At 68.4% G+C, this 24,495-nt stretch carries 21 protein-coding genes; 18 read left to right on the top strand and 3 right to left on the bottom strand.

From position 1 onward, the window contains the following. Nucleotides 1–2 precede the first annotated feature (2 nt). The 4 genes from ABGI63_RS21865 to ABGI63_RS21850 all read left to right on the top strand — a co-directional run bounded on the left by ABGI63_RS21865 (nt 3) and on the right by ABGI63_RS21850 (nt 4,978). Nucleotides 3–1,085, top strand: coding sequence for a PDDEXK nuclease domain-containing protein (locus tag ABGI63_RS21865; RefSeq protein WP_349744615.1), 1,083 nt, complete (start codon nt 3–5; stop codon nt 1,083–1,085). Between the two features lie 212 nt (nt 1,086–1,297). After that, the gene (locus tag ABGI63_RS21860; protein ID WP_349744614.1) at nt 1,298–2,725 is read left to right on the top strand and encodes an ABC transporter substrate-binding protein; all 1,428 of its coding nucleotides are present in this window, start codon (nt 1,298–1,300) and stop codon (nt 2,723–2,725) included. Continuing rightward, complete coding sequence (locus tag ABGI63_RS21855; RefSeq protein WP_137944729.1) at nt 2,722–3,438, top strand: response regulator; 717 nt, start codon at nt 2,722–2,724, stop codon at nt 3,436–3,438. The genes ABGI63_RS21860 and ABGI63_RS21855 overlap by 4 nt, the downstream gene beginning before the upstream one ends. Beyond that, nucleotides 3,428–4,978 carry an ATP-binding protein gene (locus ABGI63_RS21850; RefSeq protein ID WP_349744613.1) on the top strand — a complete coding sequence of 517 codons (1,551 nt, stop codon included), beginning with the start codon at nt 3,428–3,430 and terminating at the stop codon, nt 4,976–4,978. Before ABGI63_RS21855 ends, ABGI63_RS21850 begins: the two co-directional genes overlap by 11 nt. 10 nt (nt 4,979–4,988) lie before the next feature. Here ABGI63_RS21850 and ABGI63_RS21845 read toward each other — a convergent pair whose 3' ends face one another. The 3 genes from ABGI63_RS21845 to ABGI63_RS21835 all read right to left on the bottom strand — a co-directional run bounded on the left by ABGI63_RS21845 (nt 4,989) and on the right by ABGI63_RS21835 (nt 10,566). After that, nucleotides 4,989–6,317, bottom strand: a complete 1,329-nt coding sequence (locus ABGI63_RS21845; protein ID WP_349744612.1) for a sugar MFS transporter — start codon at nt 6,315–6,317, stop codon at nt 4,989–4,991. A gap of 20 nt (nt 6,318–6,337) precedes the next feature. Next, complete coding sequence (locus ABGI63_RS21840; RefSeq protein WP_349744611.1) at nt 6,338–8,956, bottom strand: TonB-dependent receptor; 2,619 nt, start codon at nt 8,954–8,956, stop codon at nt 6,338–6,340. A gap of 164 nt (nt 8,957–9,120) precedes the next feature. Next, complete coding sequence (locus ABGI63_RS21835; RefSeq protein ID WP_349744609.1) at nt 9,121–10,566, bottom strand: hypothetical protein; 1,446 nt, start codon at nt 10,564–10,566, stop codon at nt 9,121–9,123. Between the two features lie 209 nt (nt 10,567–10,775). Between ABGI63_RS21835 and ABGI63_RS21830 the strand changes: the two genes are divergently transcribed. The 14 genes from ABGI63_RS21830 to ABGI63_RS21765 all read left to right on the top strand — a co-directional run bounded on the left by ABGI63_RS21830 (nt 10,776) and on the right by ABGI63_RS21765 (nt 24,493). Then, entirely contained in the window at nt 10,776–11,534 is a 759-nt protein-coding gene (locus ABGI63_RS21830) for a FadR/GntR family transcriptional regulator (RefSeq protein ID WP_349744608.1), read from the top strand. Then, entirely contained in the window at nt 11,531–12,463 is a 933-nt protein-coding gene (ltnD, locus tag ABGI63_RS21825) for an L-threonate dehydrogenase (RefSeq protein WP_349744607.1), read from the top strand. Before ABGI63_RS21830 ends, ltnD begins: the two co-directional genes overlap by 4 nt. After that, nucleotides 12,460–13,743, top strand: a complete 1,284-nt coding sequence (gene otnK, locus ABGI63_RS21820; protein WP_349744606.1) for a 3-oxo-tetronate kinase — start codon at nt 12,460–12,462, stop codon at nt 13,741–13,743. The genes ltnD and otnK overlap by 4 nt, the downstream gene beginning before the upstream one ends. Beyond that, nucleotides 13,740–14,402, top strand: a complete 663-nt coding sequence (locus tag ABGI63_RS21815) for a class II aldolase/adducin family protein (RefSeq protein ID WP_432767458.1) — start codon at nt 13,740–13,742, stop codon at nt 14,400–14,402. The genes otnK and ABGI63_RS21815 overlap by 4 nt, the downstream gene beginning before the upstream one ends. A 20-nt stretch (nt 14,403–14,422) precedes the next feature. Then, the gene (gene otnI, locus ABGI63_RS21810; protein ID WP_349744604.1) at nt 14,423–15,211 is read left to right on the top strand and encodes a 2-oxo-tetronate isomerase; all 789 of its coding nucleotides are present in this window, start codon (nt 14,423–14,425) and stop codon (nt 15,209–15,211) included. Beyond that, complete coding sequence (gene denD / locus ABGI63_RS21805) at nt 15,208–16,194, top strand: D-erythronate dehydrogenase (RefSeq protein WP_349744603.1); 987 nt, start codon at nt 15,208–15,210, stop codon at nt 16,192–16,194. The genes otnI and denD overlap by 4 nt, the downstream gene beginning before the upstream one ends. A 46-nt stretch (nt 16,195–16,240) precedes the next feature. Then, complete coding sequence (locus ABGI63_RS21800; protein ID WP_432767454.1) at nt 16,241–17,221, top strand: TRAP transporter substrate-binding protein; 981 nt, start codon at nt 16,241–16,243, stop codon at nt 17,219–17,221. 59 nt (nt 17,222–17,280) lie between these two features. Continuing rightward, complete coding sequence (locus tag ABGI63_RS21795) at nt 17,281–17,793, top strand: TRAP transporter small permease (RefSeq protein WP_349744667.1); 513 nt, start codon at nt 17,281–17,283, stop codon at nt 17,791–17,793. Further along, the gene (locus ABGI63_RS21790; protein WP_349744601.1) at nt 17,790–19,082 is read left to right on the top strand and encodes a TRAP transporter large permease; all 1,293 of its coding nucleotides are present in this window, start codon (nt 17,790–17,792) and stop codon (nt 19,080–19,082) included. Before ABGI63_RS21795 ends, ABGI63_RS21790 begins: the two co-directional genes overlap by 4 nt. An 82-nt stretch (nt 19,083–19,164) precedes the next feature. Then, nucleotides 19,165–20,004 carry a phosphogluconate dehydrogenase C-terminal domain-containing protein gene (locus ABGI63_RS21785; RefSeq protein ID WP_349744600.1) on the top strand — a complete coding sequence of 280 codons (840 nt, stop codon included), beginning with the start codon at nt 19,165–19,167 and terminating at the stop codon, nt 20,002–20,004. Between the two features lie 96 nt (nt 20,005–20,100). After that, nucleotides 20,101–21,018: a TRAP transporter substrate-binding protein gene (locus ABGI63_RS21780; RefSeq protein WP_349744666.1), complete on the top strand. Its 918-nt coding sequence runs from the start codon at nt 20,101–20,103 to the stop codon at nt 21,016–21,018. A gap of 8 nt (nt 21,019–21,026) precedes the next feature. Continuing rightward, nucleotides 21,027–22,466, top strand: a complete 1,440-nt coding sequence (locus tag ABGI63_RS21775; RefSeq protein WP_432767457.1) for an aldehyde dehydrogenase family protein — start codon at nt 21,027–21,029, stop codon at nt 22,464–22,466. A gap of 12 nt (nt 22,467–22,478) precedes the next feature. After that, nucleotides 22,479–23,249, top strand: a complete 771-nt coding sequence (locus ABGI63_RS21770) for an SDR family oxidoreductase (RefSeq protein ID WP_349744598.1) — start codon at nt 22,479–22,481, stop codon at nt 23,247–23,249. Then, nucleotides 23,249–24,493, top strand: coding sequence for a ribulose-bisphosphate carboxylase large subunit family protein (locus ABGI63_RS21765; RefSeq protein ID WP_349744596.1), 1,245 nt, complete (start codon nt 23,249–23,251; stop codon nt 24,491–24,493). Before ABGI63_RS21770 ends, ABGI63_RS21765 begins: the two co-directional genes overlap by 1 nt. The last annotated feature ends 2 nt before the right edge of the window (nt 24,494–24,495 follow it).

Genomic DNA, 24,495 nt, shown 5'->3' with positions numbered 1-24,495 from the left:
TCATGGCCAAACCCTCCGTCCCGCCCGCTACTCAGGCCCTGGACCTGCTGTATCTGGACATCAAACAACGAGTGGCACAAGCGCGCGCGCAGGTGCTCACCCAGGTCAATCAGGCCCTGGTACTGACCTACTGGAGTATCGGCAAGACCATCCAGACCGAGGTCTTGCAGGGCGAGCGGGCCCGCTACGGTGCAGGTGTTCTCAGACAATTGGCCGAGCGTCTGACACAGGATTACGGCAGCGGCTTCAGCTACTCGGGCCTGACGCGCATGGCCAAGTTCTTTGACTATCTGCCCGACGAAGCAATTGTTGCGACGCTGTCGCAACAATTGAGTTGGTCACATTTCGTGGAGATCATCAAACTCGATGATCCGACCCAGCGGGCCTTCTATGCCGACTTGTGTGCCCAGTCGCACTGGTCGGTGCGAACCCTGCGCGAGCGCATGGATGGCATGCTGTTCCAGCGCACCGCCATCGCCAAGCAGCCAGAGCTATTGATCCGGCAGGAACTGGCACAGCTCAAACAGGGGGGCGTCGCCAGTCCCTCCCTGTTCCTGAAAGACCCCTATCTGCTGGACTTTCTGGACCTGAAGGACGGCTTCACCGAAAGAGACCTGGAAGACGCGATTCTTGCCGAGTTGGAACGTTTCATTCTCGAGCTTGGCAGCGACTTCGCGTTTATGGGGCGGCAAAAGCGCATCCAGGTGGGTGGGCACGATTACGTGATGGATTTGCTGTTCTTCCACCGCCGCTTGCGTCGCCTGGTGCTGATCGAATTGAAGCTGGGCGCATTCAAGCCCGAATACAAAGGTCAGGTCGAGCTGTACCTGAAGTGGCTGGCTAAGCACGAGCAGCAGCCCCTGGAGTCGCCTCCCATTGCCATCATCCTGTGCAGCGACAAAGACGCAGAGGTGGTGGAGTTGATGGGCCTGGAGCAAGACCATATCCATGTGGCCGAGTACTGGCTGCAACTGCCGCCCAAGGAAGTTCTGCAGCAGAAGTTGCACAAGGCAATGGTGGAGGCTCGCGCTAGCTTGGAGCTTCGGGCTGAGCTCAATGGCGATGAAGCACCGCCGGCGGGCTGACTTCCGAGGTCTGTGGTGCTGCGTGGCTGGGAGTTCGATGCGCACTTGAATCGTCGCGCGCAGGCATCGTGTTACGTTTTTTAAGATTCGAGCGCTGGCCCCGTTTCATGGGAGATAGCGGGCGCGAGGGAGACGCCAGGGCGTTATTCCCAATCGCCAGCGCCGAGCGGGCGCTCCCAGAATGCTGCCAAGCGCAGCGAGGGACGCTTTCGGTGACTCAGCGATTTCCACAACAGACAGACCCAGCAGCAGGGACACAAGGCCGCCACCCGCCGACCGGCCGGGGCGGCCGTGCGCTGGTCTGTGCCTGCCTGGCGCTCGGCGGGCTGGCGCCGGCCTGGGCCGCGCCGGCCGGCGCGCTGGCGGACAAGCCGGCGGCCGAGCTGAATGTCTTGCACTGGTGGACCTCGGCCAGCGAGCGTGCGGCGGCCGACCATGTGGCGGCGCGCATGGCCGAGATCGGCCTGCGCTGGGTCGACGGCGCGGTGGCCGGCGGCGGCGGTGGCGCGGCCATCAAGGTGCTCAACGAGCGCACGCTGCGCCGCATGGCGCCCAAGGTGGCGCAGCTGAATGGCCAGTCGATGAGCGAGTGGGCCGATATGGGCCTGCTGCTGGAGCTCGACGGCGTGGCCCAGCGGCGCCAGTGGAGCCGCGTGCTGTTCCCTCAGGTGATGGCGCAGCTGACGGTGCGCGAGCATGTGGTGGCCGCACCGCTGGGCATCCACCGCATCAACAACCTCTATCTGAACAAATCGCTGTTCCGCCAGCACAGGATCGAACTGCCGAGCGACTGGGACGGGCTGGAGCGCGCCGCCGCCCGGCTGCGTGCCGCCGGCGTGAGCCCGGTGGCCTTCAGCGACGAGCCCTGGCAGGTGGCCACCGTGTTCGAGGCCTTGCTGCTCAGCGAGGCCGGGCCGGCGCTGTACCGGCGCATGCTGGTGCAGCGTGATCCGGCGGCTTTTGGCGACCCGGCGCTGGAGCGGGCGTTCAAGCGCCTGCGCGCCTGGCGCAGTCTGGCCGGCCCGGCGCCGGCCGTCACCGCGCCGGCCAGCGGCGCCGCGGTCGCCGCGCTCGGCGAGCGTCCGTGGACCGAGCTGGTGGCCGACTTCGCGGCCGAGCGCTCGGCCATGCTGATCATGGGCGACTGGGCGCGCGGCGAGCTGGGCATGCTGGGCCTGGAGGGCGGCCGGGATTTCGAGTGCAAGGCCGTGCCCGGCACGGCCCAGGTCCATCTCTTCAGCATCGACACGCTGGCGATGCTGGCCGGCGGCAGCCCGGCACAGGCCGAGCAGGAAAAGATGGCCGAGCTGCTGGGCAGCGCCGCGCTGCAGCTGGGCTACAACCGCATCAAGGGCTCGGTGCCGGTGCGCCGCGATGTGCCGGTTGACGAGCTCGACCCCTGCGCCCAGCAGTCCTTCCACCTGTTTGCCAACCCCGCGACGCCGCGCGTGCCCAGCCTGGTGCACCGGATGGCCTTCGGCGAGGTGGGCAAGAACGCCATCATCGAGACGGTGCATCGCTTCGCTCTCGACCCCAGCCAGACACCGGCCGCCGCGCAGCGCAAGCTGCAGGGCCTGCTGCGGGCGCTGAGCCCCGCCGCTGCCACGGCGGCCCCGAACCCCAGGAAAACCGCGCCATGACCCGCACCATCCTGATCGTCGACGACGACCAGAAGATCCGCACCCTGCTGAAGACCTATCTGGAGAAGAACCAGTACGCGGTGCTCTTGGCCCATGACGGCGCCAGCTTCATGGCCGAGTTCGAGCGCCATCGCGACGAGATCAGCCTGTGCATCCTCGATGTGATGCTGCCCGATACCGAGGGCTTTGCGCTGTGCCAGGCGGTGCGGCGGCGCTCCGAGGTGCCGGTCATCATGCTGACCGCCAGCGCCGAGGAGACCGACCGCATCATCGGCCTGGAGCTGGGCGCCGACGACTACATCGGCAAGCCCTTCAACCCGCGCGAGCTGCTGGCCCGCATCAAGGCCATTACCCGGCGTACCGGCCAGGAGCGCAGCCAGGCGCCGCGCTACTACCGCTTCAACGGTTTCTCGCTGGACCTGCTGGAGCGCAGCCTGATCGACCCCGACGGCAGCGCCAGTGCGTTGTCGGGCATGGACTTCCAGCTGCTCAAGCTGCTGGTCGAGCATCCCGGCGAGGTGCTGGAGCGCAGCCGCCTGGCCGAGGTCACGCGCGGCCGCGACCTCGGCCCGCTGGACCGTTCGCTCGATGTGCAGATGAGCCGGCTGCGCCAGCGCCTGCAGGACGACGGCAAGCAGCCGGCGCTGATCAAGACGGTGCGCGGCTCGGGCTATGTGTTCGCGACCACGGTGACGGTGGGCCATGCGCCCTGAGCGGGGGCGTGGGGCCGGCCGGTGGCGCGGCACCGGCTGGCCGCAGCGCTTCAGCGGCTTCTTGTTCGACAGCCTGCAGGGCCGCTTCGTGCTGGCGATGCTGGGGGGGCTGGCCCTGGTGCAGCTGCTGATCAATCTGCTCTGGTACAGCCAGATCGAGCAGCGCACCAAGCGCCAGACCGAGCAGGCCGCCCACCATGTGGCCAGCGGCGCCTTGGGGGCGCTGCGCGCCTTGCGCGAGCTGCCGGCGGCCTACCGGCCGCTGCTGATCGAGCAGCTGCGCACCATGGGCGGCACGCGCTTTCTGGTGTTCTTCAACCAGGCCGAGGTGGCGATCCGGCCGCTGCCCGAGCAGGCGCTGGCGCGGCTGCTGGAGGCGCGGGTGCGCGAGGAGCTGGAGTCCCGGCTGGCCGCCGGCACGGCGCTGCGCGTGACCCTGGCCTCGCCGCTGGGCCTGCAGGTCGGGCCCGGCGGCGCGCTGCTGGCCGATCTGCCCGACAGCTGGGTCGATCCCTCGCTGCTGGCGCCGGAGCGGCCGGCGCCCTTTCTGGTGATACAGGTCGAGACCGAGCCGGGGCAGTGGCTGTATCTGAGCAGCGCGCTGCCCGACCCTTATTTCCTCGAACAGCTGGAGTTCTTCAGCTGGCAACGCCTGACCCCGCAGCTGTTGACGCTGGGCCTGGCCCTGCTGCTGACCCTGATCGCGGCGCGTGCGCTGACCCGGCCGCTGGCGGGCCTGAGCCGGGCGGCGGCGCGTGTCGGCCGCAAGGCCGCGCCCGCGCCGCTGCGCGTCAGCGGCACCTCGGAGGTGCGGCGCGCGATCCAGGCCTTCAACGAGATGCAGGAGCGCATCCGCCGCTACCTGAGCGACCGCGAGCGCCTGTTCGCGTCGATCTCGCACGATCTGCGCACCCCGATCACCCGGCTGCGGCTGCGCAGCGAGCTGCTCGACGACCCGGCGCTGCAGGACGCCTTCCACGAAGACCTGGACGAGCTCGACATGATGGTCAAGACCGCGCTGCAGATCGTCAAGGACACCGACATCCACGAGAACCGCGTGCCGGTGCGCATCGACCTGGTGCTGCAGAAGATGGTGCGCGATGCCCGCATGGCCGGCCAGCGCATCGAGCTGCAGGACCGCCCGCTGACCGTGTTCGGCAAGCCGCTGGCGCTCAAGCGGGCGATCGGCAATCTGCTCGACAACGCGATCTTCTACGGCGCCAGCGCCGGCACACCGGAACCCAGCGGGCATCACGCGGAGCTGCTGATGAGCGAGGGCGAGGCGGGCGGTCCCGATGAGGGTCAGGTCTTGCTGACGGTGCGCGACCACGGGCCCGGCGTGCCCGAGGCCGCGCTGGCCGAGTTGGGCCAACCCTATACCCGGCTGGCCCATGGGGCGCGGCTGCGCGAGGAGGGGCTGGGCCTGGGCCTGTCCATCGTGCGCGACATCGTCGCCGACCATGGCGGCTCGCTGCGCTTTCGCAATCATCCGCAGGGCGGCTTCGAGGTCTGCCTGGCCCTGCCGGCGCCCCGGCCTTGATGCCCCGACCTCAGGCCCGACCCCAGCGCCGCAGCCGGTGGCCGATCAGCGCATAGAACAGGATGAAGCCGTAGCAGGGCAGCAGCAGCCAGTAGGCAGCCTGGGCCTGGCCCGTGTCGGCGAGCCGGCCATAGCCCATCGGCAGCAGCGCGCCGCCGGCAATGCCCATGATCAGCAGGGCCGAGCCGCTGGCGGTGTAGCGGCCCAGCCCGTCCAGCGCCAGCGGCCAGATCGCCGGCCAGACCAGGGCATTGGCCAGGCCCAGCAGGGCCAGGAACATCACCGTGTCCGGCACCGGCGGCACGCCCGCCCAGCCCAGCAGCGCCAGCGACAGCCCCGTCGAGCTCTTGGACGCCAGGGTCACGCCGGCCGTGCACGCCAGGCCGGCCAGCGCCGACAGCAGCAGCGCGGCGCGCTGCGACAGCAGGCGCGGGATGCACAGCACGCCCAGCAGATAGCCCAGCACCATGAAGCCCATGGTGTAGGAGGTCAGCACCGCGAAGTTGGGCACGCCCAGCTGCTGGCCGTACAGGCCTATGGTGTCGCCGGCGATCACCTCGACGCCGACATAGGCGAACAGCGCCAGCGCGCCCAGAACCACCTGGGGGAACTGGAACACGCCGCGCTGCACCCGGGCCGGCTCGTCGCGACCCTCGTCCAGCACCGGCTCGCGCAGCGCCGAGAAGTGGATGATGGCGGTGAACAGCGCCAGCGCGCCGGCCATCACGAGATAGGGCCGCAGCAGGCGGGCCGACAGCTCCACCCGCAGCGCCTCGCGCCCGGCCTCGTCCAGTGTGGCCAGGGCCGCGTCGGAGTACTGGCCGACGCCGGACAGCACCAGGGCCGAGAACACCAGCGGCACGATGATGCCGGCGCCCTTGTTGAACAGGCCCATGATGCTGATGCGCATGGCCGCGCTCTCGCGCGGGCCTATGCAGACGATATAGGGGTTGATCGCGGTCTGCATCAGCGTCATGCCGCTGGCCAGCGTGAACAGGGCCGCGAGGAAGACGCCGTAATGGCGGCTTTGCGCCGCCGGGATGAAGAGCAGCGCGCCCAGCGCCATCACGGCCAGGCCCAGGCTCATGCCGTTCTTGTAGCCGATGCGGCCCAAGATGGCGGCCGAGGGCAGGGCCATCACCGTGTAGGCGATGTAGAAGGCGAAGGTTACCCACAGGGCCTGGAAGTTGTTGAGATCGCAGACCAGCTTCAGAAACGGAATCAACGAGCCGTTCAGCCAGGTGACGAAGCCGAGGACGAAGAACATCAGGCCGATGAAGAGCATGGGCAGCAGCACCTGGCCGCGCGAGGCGGCCGCCGCAGGGATGGATCGGTTCATGGTGTGTGTCATCCCGGCTCTCAGAACTTCGCGCGCAGGCCTATGCTGTAGCGGGCCCCGTTCTCGTAGACGCCGATCGGCAGGCCGTCGGCGGTGTTGGCGCGTATCACCTCGTTGTTGATATTGACGGCAGAGGCGTACAGCGCGAGCTTGGGGCTAATGTCCCAGCTGGCCGAGGCGTCCCACTGGCCATAGTCGCCGTTGACGACCTGGCCACCCATCTGCACATCGCCATAGCTCTTGGAGCGGTAGTTGTAGGAGACGCGCAGGCTGATGCCGTGGCGCTCGTAGTAGCCGCTGATATTGAACTGGTCGCGCGAGTTGCCCAGCACGTTCAGGCGCGGCTGGCCCGCCACCGCGCCGGCCTTGGCATCGGTGAAGGTGTAGTTGACGACCGTGCCGAAGCCGCTCTGGCCGAAGGGCTGCTGCCACTGCAGCTCGATGCCCTTGATGTCGGCGCCGTTGTCGGCGTTGTAGGGGCGCTCCACCGTCAGGGTCTCGCCGCCGACCTGCTCCTGCTTCGAGGCCTTGTAGGTGAAGGTGTCGAGCCGCTTGACGAAGAAGGTGGCCGAGGCCAGCGCGGCGTCGGCGTAGTACCACTCGGCGCCAATCTCGGCCTGCTTGGCATGCACCGGCTTGAGCAGCGGGTTGCCGGCATAGGCACGGCTCAGCACGGTGCCGTCGCGGCGCATGCCGGGGCTCAGCAGGTCGAAGGTCTGGCGCGCCATCGTCCGGGCCACGGCGCCGCGCAGCATCACATCCTTGCGCAGCTGGTAGACCAGGTTCAGATTGGGCAAGGCATCGGTGTAGTTGTGCTCGACCCGGGTCGGCGTGAAGCTGCCGCTGGCGCCGCCGAGAAAGCCTTCCGAGCTCTGCGCGGTGCGGACCAGGCGCAGGCCCACGTCGCCGCGCCATTTGTCCAGGCCGAAATCCGCCTTCACATAGGCCGCACTGATGCGCTCATGGATCTTGTAGTTCTCATTGGGTACGTCCTTGTAGACCATGGCCTTGTCGAACATCGGGATGCCCTTGCTCGCCACCAGGCCGTCGTCATACCAGGCGTACTGGGTCAGCGCGCCGGGGTGGCCGGCCTGCTGGCTCAGGTGCGGCGAGGCGCCGCTGGACAGCTCGGCCAGCGAGAACGATTGCCAGCCGGCCGAGCCCGGCCCGGCCGTGCCCTGGATGCGGCTATTGCGCAGCGTGTTGTCGCGCAGCTTCAGGCCCACTTTGACGGTGTGCAGCAGGCTGTTGTCGAACTCCCAGCTCAGATCTCCCTGGGCATAGTTCTCCTTGCTCTCCATGCGGCGGATGCGGTCGTCGCCGGCCTTCAGGGTCAGCGCCTTCGGATCCAGCGGATTGATGTCCAGGTACTTGACGCCGTATTTGTCGGGGCCCAGATCGAGCTGCACCCGGGTGTCGCCCTCCATCCAGAAATGGCGGTCATGCGAGCTGCCGCCCTCGCTGGAGGTCGTGCCGAGCTGGCCGTGCAGCTTCCAGTTGCCGCCCTGGTAGTTGCCGTCCAGATCGGCCACGCGCGACTTGATATAGGACTTGCGATAGATAGGCTCGAACGAAACGCCGGTCTTCGGCCCCACCGTGCCGCCCACCAGGGCCTTGGAGCCGTCCGACACGCTGATGAACTTCGGGTCGGTGACGGCGATGCGGCCGTTCACCGCCAGGCCGCCGGCCTGCCACAGATAGTTCTGGTTGTTGTTGTCCATCTTCATGTCTGAATCCATCAGATTCAGCACCAGATCGGTGGCCGGGTTGGGTCGGAACTGCAGCGACAGATTGGTGGTGGTGCGGCGGCGATCCTGGCGGAAGATGGCCGAGCCGCCGCCCCAGGGCGCGTAGGCGGTGGTGATGGCGCCGTTCTGGTCGACCACCTCGTACTTGCCGTCGGGGAACATCTCCAGGCCGTCGCGGCGCATATGGCGGCGCTGGCTGCTGATGGCCAGCAGCACGCCGAAGCTGCGGTCCTCGTTCTGCCAGTTCAAGAGGCCGGACAGCTGCGGATCGGTCTTGCCCGGCAGCTTGCTGTGCATGGCTTCGGCGGCGGCCTGCAGCGTCAGGCGCTGCTTGAAATCCAGCGGACGGCGCGTCTTGACGATCACCAGGCCGCCGATGCTGCCCTCGTCGAGGTCGGCCGAGGGGCTTTTGTAGACATCGAGGCTGCCGACGATCTCGGACGGCAGCACGTCGTAGTTGAAGCTGCGGGTCTGCGGTTCATTGAGCCACCACTCGGACGAGGCGACGGCCTGCCCGTTGAGCTGGGTCATATTGAGATTCTTGTCGGTGCCGCGCACGAAGATGGCCTTGCCCTCGCCCCAGATGCGGTCCACCGAGATGCCGGGCACGCGCTGCAGCGAATCGGCCACGTTCTTGTCGGGGAACTTGCCGACATCCTCGGCACTGATCGAGTCGACGATATTGAGCGACTCGCGCTTCTCGGCCAGATTGCGCTTGAGCGTCGCGCGCACGCCGGTGATCTCCACCGTGTCCAGCTTCTCCTTGGCCTCGGTGCCGGCCGACTCCTGGCTCTGGGCAGTGGCTGCGGCGGCCAGCGTGCCGAGGACCAGGGTGATCAGCGTGGGGAGGACTTGCCGACGGAACTGCGGCTTGACGATGGCTTGGGACACGGGCTTGCTCCTGATGTTTTCATTGGGGGCGGTTCGGAGCGGCCAATCTAACGGCGCCGGCCCGCTTCGGCGCACGGCGTTGCCTTTTGTTGGACTACATTGCGGCGGGCTTACAAAGACGCAAGATGAAGTCTCGCGCCCGACGAGCAGCCCGGCAGCGCCGGCTAGCGCAGCCGTTCCAGCGTGTTCTTGGCCAGCGGCGTGCTGCGCCGTTCCTCGACGCGGTGGTCCACCAGCTTCTCGTAGGTGTGCAGCTGATGCTGGTCGGTCTTCTTCAGCGCGCGGGTCAGCTGGCCCTCGGTCGCCTCGATCAAGGTCGTGACCGTGTTGCGATCCTGGATCTTGTGGAGGTCGTAGTTGCCGCTTCGGGTGTCCAGCATGCCGCCGGTGCGCGATTTCTTGGCATGCGCATCCAGCTTCTCACTCTGCGTCTGGGTGATGGACCTGTCGTCGGCGGCGCCGTGTCGGCGCAGCGTGGTCTTCTGGCTGAGCTGGTAGTCGGCGCGGCCGGCCTCGGTGACGGCGCCCGCCGGGTTGCTTCTCTCGAAGTCGCCGCCGAAACTGGCCTGGAAATCCATCAAGCCGCTGAGCAGGGGCTGCACCTGCCGCTCCAGCGCCGGGCTCAAGGCCTCGGCCCGGGACGCCGCCTGGCTTGGTGGCTGCGCATGCAGCTGGGTGAAGGCGTTCTTGAACAGGGCCACCAGCGCGGCGTCGGCGCGGCTGCGCTGCGCGGCGGCATCGAACTGCTGCAGATGCTGCTGAATCGCGGACTGCCGCTGCTGCGCGCTGCCCCGACCGACGGGCGTGCTCATGTCGAGATCCACTGCGATCTCGCCCGCCTGGCCCGCCAGCGCCAGCGTCTTGCGGTCCGTCCCCAGATGCAGCGCGAACGAAGCCAGGGCTTGCGAGGGCTTGGGGTTGCTGACCGTGAGATCCACGCTGGTCAGCGCGCTGCTGTCGTAGTCCATCAGCCCGGCCAGATCCAGCTTGAGCGCGCCGGCTTGGCCCAGGCCGTCCAGCGCCTTGTCCAGACCCTCGGCGAGCCGGGCCAAGGCCTCGCGCTCGGCCTTGCTCAGCGGGCCCGAGCTGCCGATCTCGACCTGAAGGCCGCTGCGGCCTTCATGCTCGCTCGTGGCGATCTTCAGCGCCACGGTCTGCCCCGAGAGGGTCCGTATCTTCAGGCTGACCTGGGCCGCGGCTGCGCCATCCAGCGCCGGGGCCGCAAGGGCGCCTGTGCGATCTGTGGCCCTCGCGTCGGCCGCAGGCGGTGCCGAGTCATCGACCAGGGTCTGGCGGTAGTCCGACTGCGTGCTGGCGAGGTGGGACAGCAGCGCGCCGCCCAGCCCGCTCCAGCGCCCGGCCAAGCCGCCGGCGCTGCCATTGCGCGCCATCAGGCTGCTGATGGCGTCTTGCTGCGGCGCAGCCCAGGAACGGGTCGGCGCGAACGGCGCTTCGTCGACAGCCCTGGGTTTGGCATAGACCACCGTGGCGACGGCCGCGGTGTCCAGTGTCACCCGCGTGGGCGCTGGCGACGCACTGCCTTCTACCGCCACGGCGGTGGGCCGGGCCGGCGTTGCCGTGCGCACGGCGCTGAGGTGTTGTGTCGGCAAGCTCAAGCCTGCTGAGCTGATGCGTGTCATGCGAGTCGGAGTCTCCCTGATTGTTCTGGGTCCGCGGCGCGGTGCGGACCTTGTCTGCTGTATCGGCAGCGCTTTGCAAATCTGGAGTGCCGCGCCGGCTCGGTCGCCAGGGTATCCCCCAGGAACGCTGCTTCTCCAAAGTTGTAGGATGACCTGATGAATTTCAGCTTCTTCCCATCGTGTCACTGAACGCCGCAGCGCACAGTGCGCCACGGCTGCAGGCCAGCCGCCTGTCGGACCGGCTGGCGGCCTTGCTGGCCGGGCAGATCGAGGCCGGCAGCCTGGCGCCCGGCGCCCGGCTGCCGACCGAGCAGCAACTCAGCGAACTGCATGGCGTGTCGCGCACCGTGGTGCGCGAGGCGGTGCATCAGCTGAAGTCGCAGGGTCTCCTGATCTCGCGCCAGGGCTCGGGCGTCTATGTCGCGCCGCCGGCTGCCAACAAGCCGCTGGCCTTTGATCCGACGGTGCTGGAGTCGCTGCAGGCGGTGGCGCAGATCGTCGAGGTGCGACGCGCGCTGGAAGGCGAGATCGCGGCGCTGGCGGCCGAGCGGGCCTCGCGGGCCCAGATTGCGGCGATACGCAAGGCCTTGCAGGCCATCGAGGTGGCCGTGGCCGCCGGTGGCGACGGGGTCGATCAAGACCTGGCCCTGCACCGCGCGATCGCGGAGGCCTCGGGCAATCCGCAGTTCGGCCGCTTGCTCGGCTTTCTGGAGCAGTATCTGCGCGAGGCGATGCGGGTCACGCGCGGTAACGAGGCGCGCCACCGCGATTTCGCCGAGGCAGTGCGCCAGGAGCACAGCGCCCTGGTCGAGGCGATCGCGGCGCGCGATGCGCTGACGGCGCGGCGCGTGGCCACCGGCCATATGGAACAGGCGGCGCGGCGACTCGAGATCGCCGGCGTGCTGAAAGCCGGCAAGTCAACAAAGGCAAAGCAATGACGGCAGCACAGACAACAAGCGCGAAGACCCTGGGCGTGATTGGTCTGGGCTCGATGGGCTTCGGCGCGGCCGTATCGGCGCTGCGGCGCGGCGTGCCGACCTGGGGCCTGGATCTGACGGCCGCCGCGCGCGAGCGCTTCGCGGCCGAGGGCGGCGCGGCCACCGAGTCGCTGGCCGAGCTGGCCGCGCACTGCGATGTGGTCGTGGTGCTGGTAGTCAACGCCGTGCAGACCGAGCAGCTGCTGTTCGGCCATGGGGCGGCCAAGGGCTTGTGCGAGCTGCTGAAGCCGGGCTCGGTGGTCGTCAGCTCGGCCACGGTCGACCCGACGCTGCCGCCGCTGTGGGAAGCACGGCTGGCCGAGCGCGGCCTGTGGCTGATCGACGGCCCGGTCTCGGGCGGCGCGAAGAAGGCGGCCGAGGGCCAGATGACGGTGATGGCCTCGGGCAAGCCCGAGGCCTTTGCGGCGGCCGGCGCGACGCTGGACGCGATCGCCGGCAAGGTCTACCGGCTCGGCGACAAGGCCGGCGTCGGCTCCACCGTCAAGATGGTCAACCAGCATCTGGCCGGCGTGCATATCGCGGCGGCCTGCGAGGCGATGGCGCTGGGCATGCGGGCCGGCGCCGACCCGCGCCAGCTCTACGAGGTGATCTGCAACTCGGCCGGCAGCAGCTGGATGTTCCAGAACCGCGTGCCTCATATCCTCGACGGCGACTACCGGCCACTGTCGGCCGTCAATATCTTCATCAAGGACCTGGGCATCGTGCTGGACGCGGCGCGCAAGCTGCACTTCCCGCTGCCGCTGGCGGCCCAGGCCCACCAGCTCTATCTGGCCACCGCCGCCGCCGGCCATGGTGCCGAGGACGATGCGGCGGTGATCAAGTTCTATGCCGAACTGGCCGATATCGAGCTGCCGAAGGCGAGCGCATGAGGGCGCAACGCAGCAGCATTGTGCTCGGCGTGATCGCCGATGACTTCACCGGCGCGACCGATGTGGCCAGCATGCTGGTGCGCGCCGGCATGCGCACGCTGCAGCTGATCGGCGTGCCGGGCGATGGCGAGGCCGCGCCGGATGCCGACGCGGTGGTCATCGCCTTGAAATCGCGTACGACACCGGCCGCCGAGGCGGTGGTCGAGTCGCTGGCCGCGCTGCGCTGGTTGCAGGCCGCCGGCGCGCGCCAGTTCTATTTCAAATACTGCTCCACTTTCGACTCCACCGCGGCCGGCAATATCGGCCCGGTGGCGCAGGCGCTGATGGCGGCGCTGGGCACCGACTTCGCGATCGCCTGCCCGGCCTTCCCGGAGAACGGCCGCACGGTGTTCCGCGGTCATCTCTTCGTGGCCGACCAGCTGCTCAGCGACTCGGCCATGCGCGATCACCCGCTGACGCCGATGCGGGATGCCAATCTGGTGCGTGTGCTGCAGTCGCAGGCGCCGCAGTCCCGCGTGGGCCTGCTGCGCTACGACAGCATCGCCCGGGGCGTGGCCGCGACGCGCGAGCGCATCGCGGCGCTGCGCGGCGAGGGCGTGCGCCTGGCCGTCGCCGATGCGATCGGCAACGAGGACCTGCGCGTGCTGGCCCAGGCCTGCGACGATCTGCCGCTGATCACGGCCGGCTCCGGCGTCGCGCTGGGCCTGCCCGAGGTCTATGCCGCGCGTGGCTGGCTCCAGCCCGATGCCGGCGCGGCCGTGTTGCCGGCGGTCGGCGGCGCGGCGGCGGTGCTGTCGGGCTCCTGCTCGGCGGCGACCAATGCGCAGGTCTGTCACTGGCTTGGTGATGGACGTCCGGGCTTCCAGATCGATGCGCTGGCATTGGCCGCCGGCGAAGCGCAAGCCGAGCAGGCGCTGGCCTGGGCGGCCCGGCAACCCGATCCGGTGCTGATCTACGCGACGGCGGAGCCCGCCGATGTGAAGGCGGTGCAAGAGGCCCTGGGCGTGGCGCGGGCCGGTCAGCTGGTCGAACACTGTCTGGCCCAGATCGCGCAGGGACTGGTCGAGCGTGGCGGCGTGCGCCGCCTGGTGGTGGCCGGCGGCGAGACCTCGGGCGCGGTGGTGCAGGCCCTGGGCGTGCGCTCGCTGCGCATCGGCGCGACGATTGATCCGGGCGTGCCCTGGACGCAGGCCGAGAGCCGGGCGCTGTTGCTGGCGCTGAAGTCCGGCAATTTCGGCAGCGTCGATTTCTTCGCCAAGGCGCTGGGAATGGTGGGCTGATGATGGACAGCTTGCGCACCGAGATCTGCCGCGTCGGCCGCTCGCTGTTCGAGCGTGGCTATGTGCATGCGACGGCCGGCAATATCAGCGTGCGCCTGCCCGATGAGCAGGGCTTTCTGATCACACCCACGGACGCCTGCCTGGGCTTTCTGAATCCGCAAGACCTGGCCCTGGTGGGGCTGGATGGCGAGCAAGTCTCCGGCGCGCGCGCCAGCAAGACCCTGGCCCTGCACCGGCGCATCTATGAGGCCGAGCCGCAGGCAGGCTGCGTGATCCACACCCACAGCAGCCATCTGGTGGCGCTGAGCCTGGCCGGTGTCTGGCGCGAGCAGGACATCCTGCCGCCGATCACGCCCTATTACGTGATGAAGGTCGGTCATGTGCCGCTGATCCGCTACCACCGGCCCGGCGACCCGGCCGCGGCCGAGGCCGCCGCTGCCGCGATCCTGCGAGCCCAGCGCAGCGGCGCACCGATTCGCGCGCTGCTGATGGATCGGCTGGGCCCCAATGTCTGGCACGACTCGCCCGCCAACGCGATGGCGGTGCTGGAAGAGCTGGAAGAGACCGCCCGGCTCTGGCTGATCAGCGATCCGAAGCCGGCACCGCTGAGCGATCAGCAGATCGACGAGCTGCGCCAGCACTTCGGCGCGCGCTGGTAAGAAGGAAGAGGAAAAAACACATGCCCCGTTTCGCCGCCAATCTGTCGATGATGTACACGGAGCATGCCTTTGCGGACCGCTTCGCGGCGGCCGCGCGCGATGGCTTCAAGGCGGTCGAGTACCTGTTTCCCTATGCCTTCGAGCGTGCCGAGCTGGCCGCACGTCTGCGCGACGCCGGCCTGCGCCAGGTGCTGTTCAACGCCCCGCCGGGCGACTTCGAGGCCGGCGAGCGCGGCATTGCGGCGCTGCCCGGCCGCGAGGATGAATTCCGGCGGGGCTTTGTCGAGCAGGCCCTGCCCTATGCCGAGACCCTGGCCTGCCCGCGCATCCATGTGATGGCCGGCCTGCGCTCAGCCGGTGCCGTGCGCGAGACCTATCTGGCCAATCTGGACTGGGCGGCCGGGCAGGCGAGGGCGCAAGGCCTTGAGGTGCTGATCGAGCCGATCAACACCCGCGACATTCCCGGCTACTTTTTGAACCGCCAGGACGAGGCCCATGCGCTGATCGCCGAGATCGGCGCGCCGAATCTGAAGCTGCAGATGGACCTCTATCACTGCCAGATCGTCGAGGGTGATCTGGCGACGAAGCTGCGCCAGTACCTGGTGCCCGGCGGCGCGGTCGGCCACATCCAGATCGCCGGCGTGCCGGATCGGCACGAGCCCGATCTCGGCGAGCTGAACTACCCCTGGCTGTTCGCGCTGCTCGACGAGCTGGGCTACGCCGGCCATGTCGGCGCCGAGTACCGGCCGCGGGCAGGGACCTCGGCGGGCCTGGGCTGGTTTGCCCCCTACAAGGATTCCCAAACATGAAGCTCTTGATCACCGGCGGTGCCGGTTTCCTCGGTGCGCGTCTGGCGCGCACCTTGCTGGCGCGCGGCAGCCTGGCCGGCCAGCCGATCGAGGCCCTGGTGCTGGCCGATCTGTTCTCGCCGCCGGCCGATCTGCTGGCCGATGCGCGCGTGCAGGCCCGCACCGGTGCCTTGCTCGATCAGTGCGCGGGGCTGGGTGCCGAGGGCTTCGACGGCGTGTTCCACCTGGCCTCGGCCGTGTCGGCCGAATGCGAGGCCGATTTCGAGCTGGGCCTGCGCTCCAATCTCGACACGACCCGGGCCCTGCTCGACGCGCTGCGGGCCGCGCCACGGCCGGCGCGCCTGGTGTTCGCCAGCTCGGTGGCGGTGTTCGGCTCCGACCCGGCGCTGCCGCTGCCGGCCGTGGTGCGCGACGACACGCTGCCGACGCCGCAGTCTTCTTATGGCATCCACAAATTCATCTGCGAGCAGCTGGTGGCCGACTACAGCCGCAAGGGCTTCATCGATGGCCGCACGGCGCGGCTGATGACGGTGTCGGTGCGGCCGGGCCGGCCCAATGGCGCGGCCTCGGGTTTCCTGTCGGCCATCATCCGCGAGCCGCTGGCGGGCCTGGACGCGGTCTGTCCGGTGGCGCCGGACACGGCGATTGCGCTGGCCTCGCCGGCCACCACCATCGCCGGGCTGATCAAGGTCTATGAAGCCAGCCGCGAGGATTTCGGCGGACGCACCGCGCTGAACCTGCCGGCGCTGACCGTCACCGTGCAGCAGATGCTGGACGCGCTGGCCACCGTGGCCGGGCCCGAGGCCGTGGCCCGCGTCAGCTTCCGGCCCGATGCCGGCGTGGCCCGCATGGTGGGCGGCTGGCCGGCCCGCTTCGAGTCGCAGCGCCAGGCGCGGCTGGGGCTCGCCCCCGACCGCGATTTCCTCAGCATCGTCCGGCAGTACCTGCAGGACAACCCCGCCAGCGTGCCGCTGCGGCTCTGATTTCCATTTCTTCAACCCTTCTCTATAGAAAAACAGGAGACAAACCATGACAAAGAACGCTATCCAAGGGGCCGCACTGGCCCTTATCGCCATGACCGCCCTCACCGGCGCGGCCTCGGCCCAGACCGTGCTGAAGATCGGCTACGCGACCAGCAAGGAATCGCATTACGGCGTCGGTTCGACCGCCTTCTGCGACGAGATCGAGAAGGGCACGCAAGGCCGCTACAAATGCCAGCAGTTCCCCAGCTCGGCGCTGGGCGGCGAGCGTGAGCAGATCGAGGCGGTGCAGCTGGGCACGCAGGACCTGACCAACACCTCGACCGGGCCGCTGGGCAACTTCCTGCCCGAGTCCAAGATCTTCGACATTCCCTTCCTGTTCCGCGACTACAACCATGCGCGCCACACGATGGACGGACCCATCGGCCAGGAGGTGCTGAAGAAGCTGCAGGGCAAGGGCCTGATCGGCCTGGCCTGGACCGAGAACGGCTTCCGCCACATGACCAATAACAAGCACGCCATCGTGACGCCGGCCGATGCGAAAGGCCTGAAGCTGCGCACGATGGAGAACAAGATCCATATGGAGGGCTACAAGACCTTCGGCCTGCTGCCCACGCCGATGGCCTTCCCCGAGCTGTTCGGCGCCTTGCAGCAGGGCACGGTCGACGGGCAGGAGAACCCGATCCCGGTGATCCTGTCGTCCAAGTTCGCCCAGGTGCAGAAGCATCTGTCGCTGACCGGCCATGTCTACTCGCCGGCCGTGCTGCTGCTGTCGCCGACGGTCTGGAACAAGCTGAGCGAGGCCGACAAAAAGGTCTTCCTCGACGCGGCCGCCAAGGGTGCGGCGGCCCAGCGCAAGAAGGTCAATGACGACGAGGCCAGCGGCATCGCCCAGCTGCGCAAGGACGGCATGCAGGTGGTCGAGAAGGTCGACGGCGAGGCCTTCCGCAAGGCCGTGGCCCCGGCCTATGCGAACTTCGCCAAGGAGTTCGGCGCCGACAAGATCGCGGCCATCCAGGCGGTGAAGTAACTGAGCCGCGCCCCCGCCGCCGGGCGCGGCGGGAGCGCGCGCAGGAGACGTGCATGTTGCTGAATACTTTCGAGAAGTACTTCCTCGCGGCCAATCGCTGGGTGCTGATCCTGCTGCTGGCGGCGATGGCCGTGATCATCTTCGCCAATGTCGGCCTGCGCTACCTGACCAGCGAGTCGATCGAGTGGGCCGAGGAAGTGTCGCGCCATCTGATGATCTGGCTGACCTTTCTGGGCGCCGGGCCGGTGCTGCGCTATGGCGGCCATATCGCGGTGGACAACCTGCAGGACGGCGTGCCGCCGGCGCTGGCGGTGCTCTTGCGCTGGCTGATCTCGCTGCTGATGCTGGGCTTCTTCGGCTTCATGATCTGGTACGGCCTGCTCTATCTGGAGCGCACCCAGTACCAGACCACGGCCGCGACCCAGATCTCGTTTGCCTATGTCTATGCCGCGATGCCTATTGGTGGCCTGCTGCTGATCGTGCACTGGCTGCTGGTCATGCGCGGCTATCTATCGGCGCGCGTGTTCGCCTCCGACGCCCATTTCGACGCCAACGCGAGTGCCTCCCTATGAGTGCAAGTGCAATCCTGCTGTTGAGTGCCTGTATCTATCTGGCGATCGGCGTGCCTGTCGCTTTTGCGCTGGGTTTGTCCACGTTGACCGCCTTGGCCCTGGGCACGAGCTTTCCCTTGTTCGTGCTGCTGAAGGAAACCTTCACCGGCATCGACAGCTTCCCGCTGATGGCCGTGCCCTTCTTCATCCTGGCGGCCGAGCTAATGAGCGGCGGCTCGCTGACCGAGGTGCTCTTGCGCTTTGCCAGCCAGTTCGTCGGCCACAAGCGCGGCGGCCTGGGCTACACGAACGTGGTCGGCCTGACCTTCTTCTCCGGCATCTCGGGCTCGGCCCTGGCCGATGCGGCCGGCCCGGGCTCGATGATGATCAAGATGATGGACAAGGCCGGCTACGACCGCGCCTATGCGGCGGCGCTGACCGCGGCGACCGCCATCGTCGGGCCCATCATCCCGCCGTCCATCATCATGATCATCTATGCGCTGCAGGACGAGAGCGTGTCGGTCGGCGCGCTCTTCGTCGCCGGCCTGCTGCCGGGCCTGCTGATCGCGGTGGGCATGAGCTTCGTCAACTGGCGCATCTCGACGAAACGCAACTACCGCGGCGATGGCGAGCACCCCGGCTGGCGCGAGATCATGAGCACCAGCTTCAAGGCCCTGCCGGCCCTGCTGCTGCCGGTCATCATCCTCGGCGGCATGCGGGCCGGCTGGTTCACGCCCACCGAGGCTTCGGTGGTGGCGGTGTTCTATGCGCTGGTCTGCGGCAAGTTCATCTACCGGACCCTGGAGTGGAAGGCCCTGCCCGACATCCTGGCCCGCTCGGCCCTGCTGACCGCCTCGGTGCTGATCATCATCGGCATGTCGGCGGCCTTCGCCTGGGTGCTGACGATCGAGGGCCTGCCCCAGCATCTGGCCGAGTGGATGGCGGCGCAGAACTTCTCGCCGGTGACCTTCTTGCTGGTGGTCAACATCTTCCTGCTGCTGTTCGGCATCTTCATCGAGCCGCTGCCGGGCGTGATGGTGCTGGTGCCCATCCTGGCGCCGGTGGCGGCCAAGATCGGCGTCGACCCGGTGCATTTCGCGATGGTGGTGATCTTCAACCTGACGCTGGGGATGATCACGCCGCCGGTCGGTGGCCTGCTCTTCGTCACCTCGAACGTCTCGCGGGTGCCGCTGGGGGCCCTGGTGCGCGAGCTCAAGCCCTTTCTGTGGGCTCACGGCGTGATCCTGATGACGATCACCTTTGTGCCGGCACTGAGTACCTGGCTGCCACGGGCGATGGGCTTCAAGTAGAACGGGCGGTGCGCGGGTAAATGCTAGTTATGTGTTGATGTACTCATCATACCATTGGGCCAACACAGCTTGGAGACATGGCATGACGGCAGCAACTTCGACAATCGCGCTGTTCGGCGCCGGCGGCAAGATGGGCTACCGCCTGAGCCGCAACCTGATCGGCTCGGCCTACGAGGTGCGGCATGTCGAGCCCGGCGCCGGTGGCCGCCAGCGGCTCAAGGATGAGCTGGGCATCGCCTGCGTCTCGGCCGAGGCCGCGCTGGACGGGGCCGAGGTCGTGATCCTGGCGGTGCCCGACACCTTGATCGGCAAGCTCTCGCACGAGATCGCGCCGCTGCTCAAGCCCGGCACGATGGTGATGACGCTGGACGCCGCCGCGCCCTTCGCCGGCCATCTGCCCGAGCGGCCCGACCTGGTCTATTTCGTCGCCCATCCCTGCCACCCGCCGATCTTCAACGACGAGAGCACGCCCGAGGGCCGGCGCGATTTCTTCGGCGGCCTGCATGCCAAGCAGTCGGTGGTCAGTGCGCTGATGCAGGGAACCGACGGCGACTTCGCGCTGGGCGAGGACATTGCCAAGACCATTTATGCCCCCATCCTGCGTTCCTACCGGCTGACCGTCGAGCAGATGGCCCTGCTGGAGCCGGGCCTGTCCGAGACCGTCTGCGCGACCCTGCTGGACGTGATGCGCGAGGGCATGGACGAGGTCGTCAAGCGCGGCGTGCCGGCCGAGGCGGCGCGCGACTTTCTGCTGGGCCATATGACCATCCTCGCCGCGGTGATCTTCAAGGAGATCCCGGGCCAGTTCTCCGATGCCTGCAACAAGGCCATCGCCTTCGGCAAGCCGCGATTGATGCGCGAGGACTGGAAGGGCGTGTTCGATCGCCCCGAGATCGCCGACAGCATCCAGCGCATCACCTGACGACGCCACGCCCCCTACATCACGGAGACAGCCATGCACGCACAACACCGTCTTTGCCGCGCCACCCTGCTGGCGGTCCTCGCCGTCCTGACCGGCATGGCCGGCGCGCAAACCGTCCTGAAGATCGGCTACACGCCGGCCAAGGACTCGCATTACTGGGTCGGTTCGGTGACCTTCTGCGACGAGGTCGAGAAGGGCACGCAGGGCCGCTACAAATGCCAGCAGTTCCCGGCCTCGGCGCTGGGCGGCGAGCGCGAGCAGATCGAGGCGGTGCAGCTCGGCACGCAGGACCTGGTCAATGCCTCGACCGGGGCGCTGGGCAACTTCGTGCCCGAGACCAAGATCGTCGACATCCCCTTTCTGTTCCGCGACTACGACCACGCGCGCAAGGTGATGGACGGGCCGATCGGCCAGGAGCTGTTGAAGAAGATGCCGGCCAAGGGCCTGATCGGCCTGGCCTGGACCGAGAACGGCTTCCGCCACATGAGCAATAACAAGCGGCCCATCATGACGGCCGGCGACGCGGCCGGCCTGAAGCTGCGCACGATGGAGAACAAGGTCCATATGGACGGCTACAAGAGCTTCGGCCTGCTGCCCACGCCGATGGCCTTCCCCGAGCTGTTCGGCGCGCTGCAGCAGGGCACGGTCGACGGCCAGGAGAACCCGATCCCGGTGATCCTGTCGGCCAAGTTTGCCCAGGTGCAGAAGTACCTGTCGCTGACCGGCCATGTCTACTCGCCGGCGGTGATCCTGATGTCACCTGCGGTCTGGAACAAGCTGTCCGAGGCCGACAAGAAGGTCTTCGTCGCGGCCGCCCAGGTGGGTGCGATCGCGCAGCGCAAGAAGGTCAACGATGACGAGGCGAATGGCATCGCCCAGCTGCGCAAGGACGGCATGCAGGTGATCGAGAAGGTCGATGGCGAGAGTTTCCGCAAGGCGGTGGCGCCGGCCTATGCCGCCTTCGCGAAAGAGTTCGGTGCCGACAAGATCGCGGCGATCCAGGCGGTGCGCTGATGATCACGCTGAAACCCCAGCTGAACCTGATCGCCGGCGAGCGCGGTGCGGCGGTCTCGGGCCAGACCATCGAGGTGCTGGACCCCTCCGACGGCCAGGTCTTCACCAGCCTGCCGCGCAGCGATGCGCGCGATATCGATGCCGCGGTGCAGGCGGCGCGCGCCGCCTTCCACGGCGCCTGGGGCCGCTGCACGGCCACCGAGCGCGGCCGCATCCTGAGCAAGCTGTCGGCCTTGATCCTGCAGCACCATGAGGAGTTGTCGCTGCTGGAGTGCGCCGACACCGGCAAGCCTATCCAGCAGGCCAAGGCCGACATCACCGCCTGCGCGCGCTACTTCGAGTACTACGGCGGCGCGGCCGACAAGCTGCATGGCGAGAGCATTCCCTATGCGGCCGGCAGCACCGTGATCGCGGTGCGCGTGCCGCATGGCGTGACCGGCCACATCATTCCGTGGAACTACCCGGCGCAGATCTTCGGCCGCTCGGTCGGCGGTGCGCTGGCGGCCGGCAATGCCTGCGTCGTCAAGCCGGCGGAGGACGCCTGCCTGAGCCCGCTGCGCATTGCCGCGCTGGCGCTGGAAGCCGGCCTGCCGGCCGGTGCCTTGAACATCGTCTGCGGGCTGGGCATCGAGGCCGGTGCCGCGCTGGCCGCCCATACCGGCATCAACCACATCTCCTTCACCGGCTCGCCGCAGACCGGCACCGCGGTGGCCCAGGCCGCTGCGGCCAACCATGTGCCGGTGACCCTGGAGCTGGGTGGCAAGTCGCCGCAACTCCTGTTCGCCGATGCCGATCTGGACAAGGCCCTGCCGGTGGTGGTCAACGCCATCGTGCAGAACGCCGGCCAGACCTGCGCGGCCGGCAGCCGCGTGCTGATCGAGCGGTCGATCTACGACACGGTGATCGCGCAGCTGAAGGCGCGCTTCGAGGCGCTGACGACCGGCGCCGGCAAGACCGGCCCCGACTGCGGCCCGCTGATCAACCGCCGCCAGCTCGACCGCGTGTCCGCAATGATCGATTCGGCCCTTGCCGATGGCGTCAGGCTCGCGGCCCGCGCCAAGCTGGCCGCCGATGCGCCGGCCGGCGGTTTCTACTTCCCGCCCATGCTCTTGGACGCCGTGCCCAGCGCTCACCACGTCGCGCAGAACGAGGTCTTCGGCCCGGTGCTGGCCGCCTTCGCCTTCGACGGCGAGGACGAGGCGATCGAGTTGGCCAACGGCACGCCCTTCGGCCTGACCGCCGCGGTCTGGACCCGCGATGGCGCGCGCCAGCTGCGCGCCGCGCACCGCATCGAGGCCGGCCAGGTCTTTGTCAACAACTACGGTGCCGGCGGCGGCATCGAGCTGCCCTTCGGCGGCATGAAGCATTCGGGCTATGGCCGCGAGAAGGCCTTTGAGGGGCTGCGCAGCTTCACGACCATCAAGACCATTGCCATCCAACACGGCTGAGGAGACTTCGAGATGAGCGACACCAAGAAACTGCAGGACCGCGTGGCCATCGTGACCGGGGCCGGCAGCGGCTTCGGCGAGGGCATTGCCAAGCTCTTCGCCGAGCTGGGTGCCAAGGTGGTCGTGGCCGACTGGCGCTTCGACGCGGCCGAGAAGGTGGCCGGCGAGATCGAGGCGGCCGGTGGCCAGGCCATCCCCGTGCATGCCGATGTGACGAAGAACGAGTCGGTCGCCGCGATGGTGGCCGCCACCGTGAAACAGTACGGCCGCGTCGACATCCTGATCAACAACGCCGGCACCACGCACAAGAACCAGCCGATGCTGGAGGTCGACGAGGCGACCTTCGACCGGGTCTATGCGACCAATGTGAAGAGCATCTATCTGGGCGCGATCCACACCGTGCCGCTGTTCAAGAAGCAAAAGCGCGGCGTCATCATCAATATCGCGTCGACCGCGGGCCTGCGGCCGCGGCCGGGCCTGAGCTGGTATAGCGGTACCAAGGGCGCGGCGATCACCTTGACCAAGGGCATGGCCGTCGAGCTGGCGCCCGAGGGCATACGCGTCTGCGCGATCAATCCGGTGATGGGGGCGACCGGCCTGATCCAGGATTTCCTGCCCGGCGAAGACAGCGAGGCCACCCGCGCCAAGATCGTCGCGACCATCCCGATGGGCCGGCTCTCGACCCCGCTGGACATCGCCAAGGCCACGGCCTTTCTGGCCAGCGACGACGCGGAGTTCATCACCGGCGTCGCCCTCGAAGTCGATGGCGGCCGCTGCATCTGATGAGCGGCGAACGCATCCACGCCAGCTACTGGCTGGAGACCGGCGATGACCCGCGCCGTGCGGCCGAGGTCATCGCCGGCGAGCAGTCCAGCGGCACTTTTCTCGCGCTGGCGGCCGAGACGCCCGCGCTGAAGGCGCGGTCCGGCGCGCGGGTCGAGCAGCTGGAGATCATCGATACCAGCGATCAGCCCAGCCTGCCCGGTGGCATGCCGAGCAAGCGCTACACCCGCTGCAGGCTGGAACTGTCCTGGCCGCTGGAGAACCTGGGCCCTTCGCTACCCAATCTGATCGCGACGATTGCCGGCAATCTGTTCGAGCTGCGCCAGGTCTCGGGTCTGCGCATCACCGATCTGCGGCTGCCGCCGGCCTTTGCTGCCGCCTATGCCGGCCCGGCCTTCGGCATCGCCGGCACGCGGGCGCTGGCCGGTGTGCCTGCCGGCCCGCTGATCGGCACCATCATCAAGCCCAGCGTCGGTCTGAACCCCGCAGAGACGGCCGCACAGGTGCGTCAGCTGCTGGCCGGCGGCATCGACTTCATCAAGGACGACGAGCTGCAGGCCGATGGCCCGCACTGCCCCTTCGAGGAGCGGGTGCGCGCGGTGATGGCCGTCGTCAACGCGGCCGCCGACAAGCTGGGCCGCAAGCCCATGGTGGCCTTCAATCTGACCGGTGATCTGGACCAGATGCGGCGCCGCCACGATCTCGTCCAGCAGCTGGGCGGCACGTGCGTGATGGTCAGCCTCAATGCGGTGGGCCTGGTCGGCCTGACCGAGCTGCGCCGCCATGCCCAGCTGCCGATCCACGGCCACCGCGCCGGCTGGGGTTGGCTGAGCCGCTGCCCGGCGCTGGGCTGGGACTACGCGCCCTGGCAGCAGATCCAGCGCCTGGCCGGCGCCGACCATCTGCATGTCAACGGCCTGGCCAACAAGTTCAGCGAGCCCGACGACAGCGTGATCGCGGCCGCGCGCGCGGTGCTGCAGCCGCTGTTCGAGCGGGCGGCTATGGCGGCGATGCCGGTCTTCAGCTCGGGCCAGACCGGCCTGCAGGCGCCGGGCACCTATGCGGCGCTGGGCACCGCCGACCTGATCCACGCCGCCGGCGGCGGCATCTTCGGCCACCCCGGCGGCATCGCGGCCGGCGTCACCGCCTTCCGCCAGGCCTGGGCCGCGGCGATGGCCGGCACGCCCTTGCAGGACCATGCCCGCGAGCACGCCGAGCTGCGCGAGGCGCTGGGCTTCTGGTGAGC

The sequence above is a fragment of the Roseateles cavernae genome, from assembly GCF_040187885.1.
GTDB classification, from domain to species: domain Bacteria; phylum Pseudomonadota; class Gammaproteobacteria; order Burkholderiales; family Burkholderiaceae_C; genus Roseateles_E; species Roseateles_E cavernae.
This window is presented reverse-complemented; position numbering and strand designations above follow the sequence as displayed.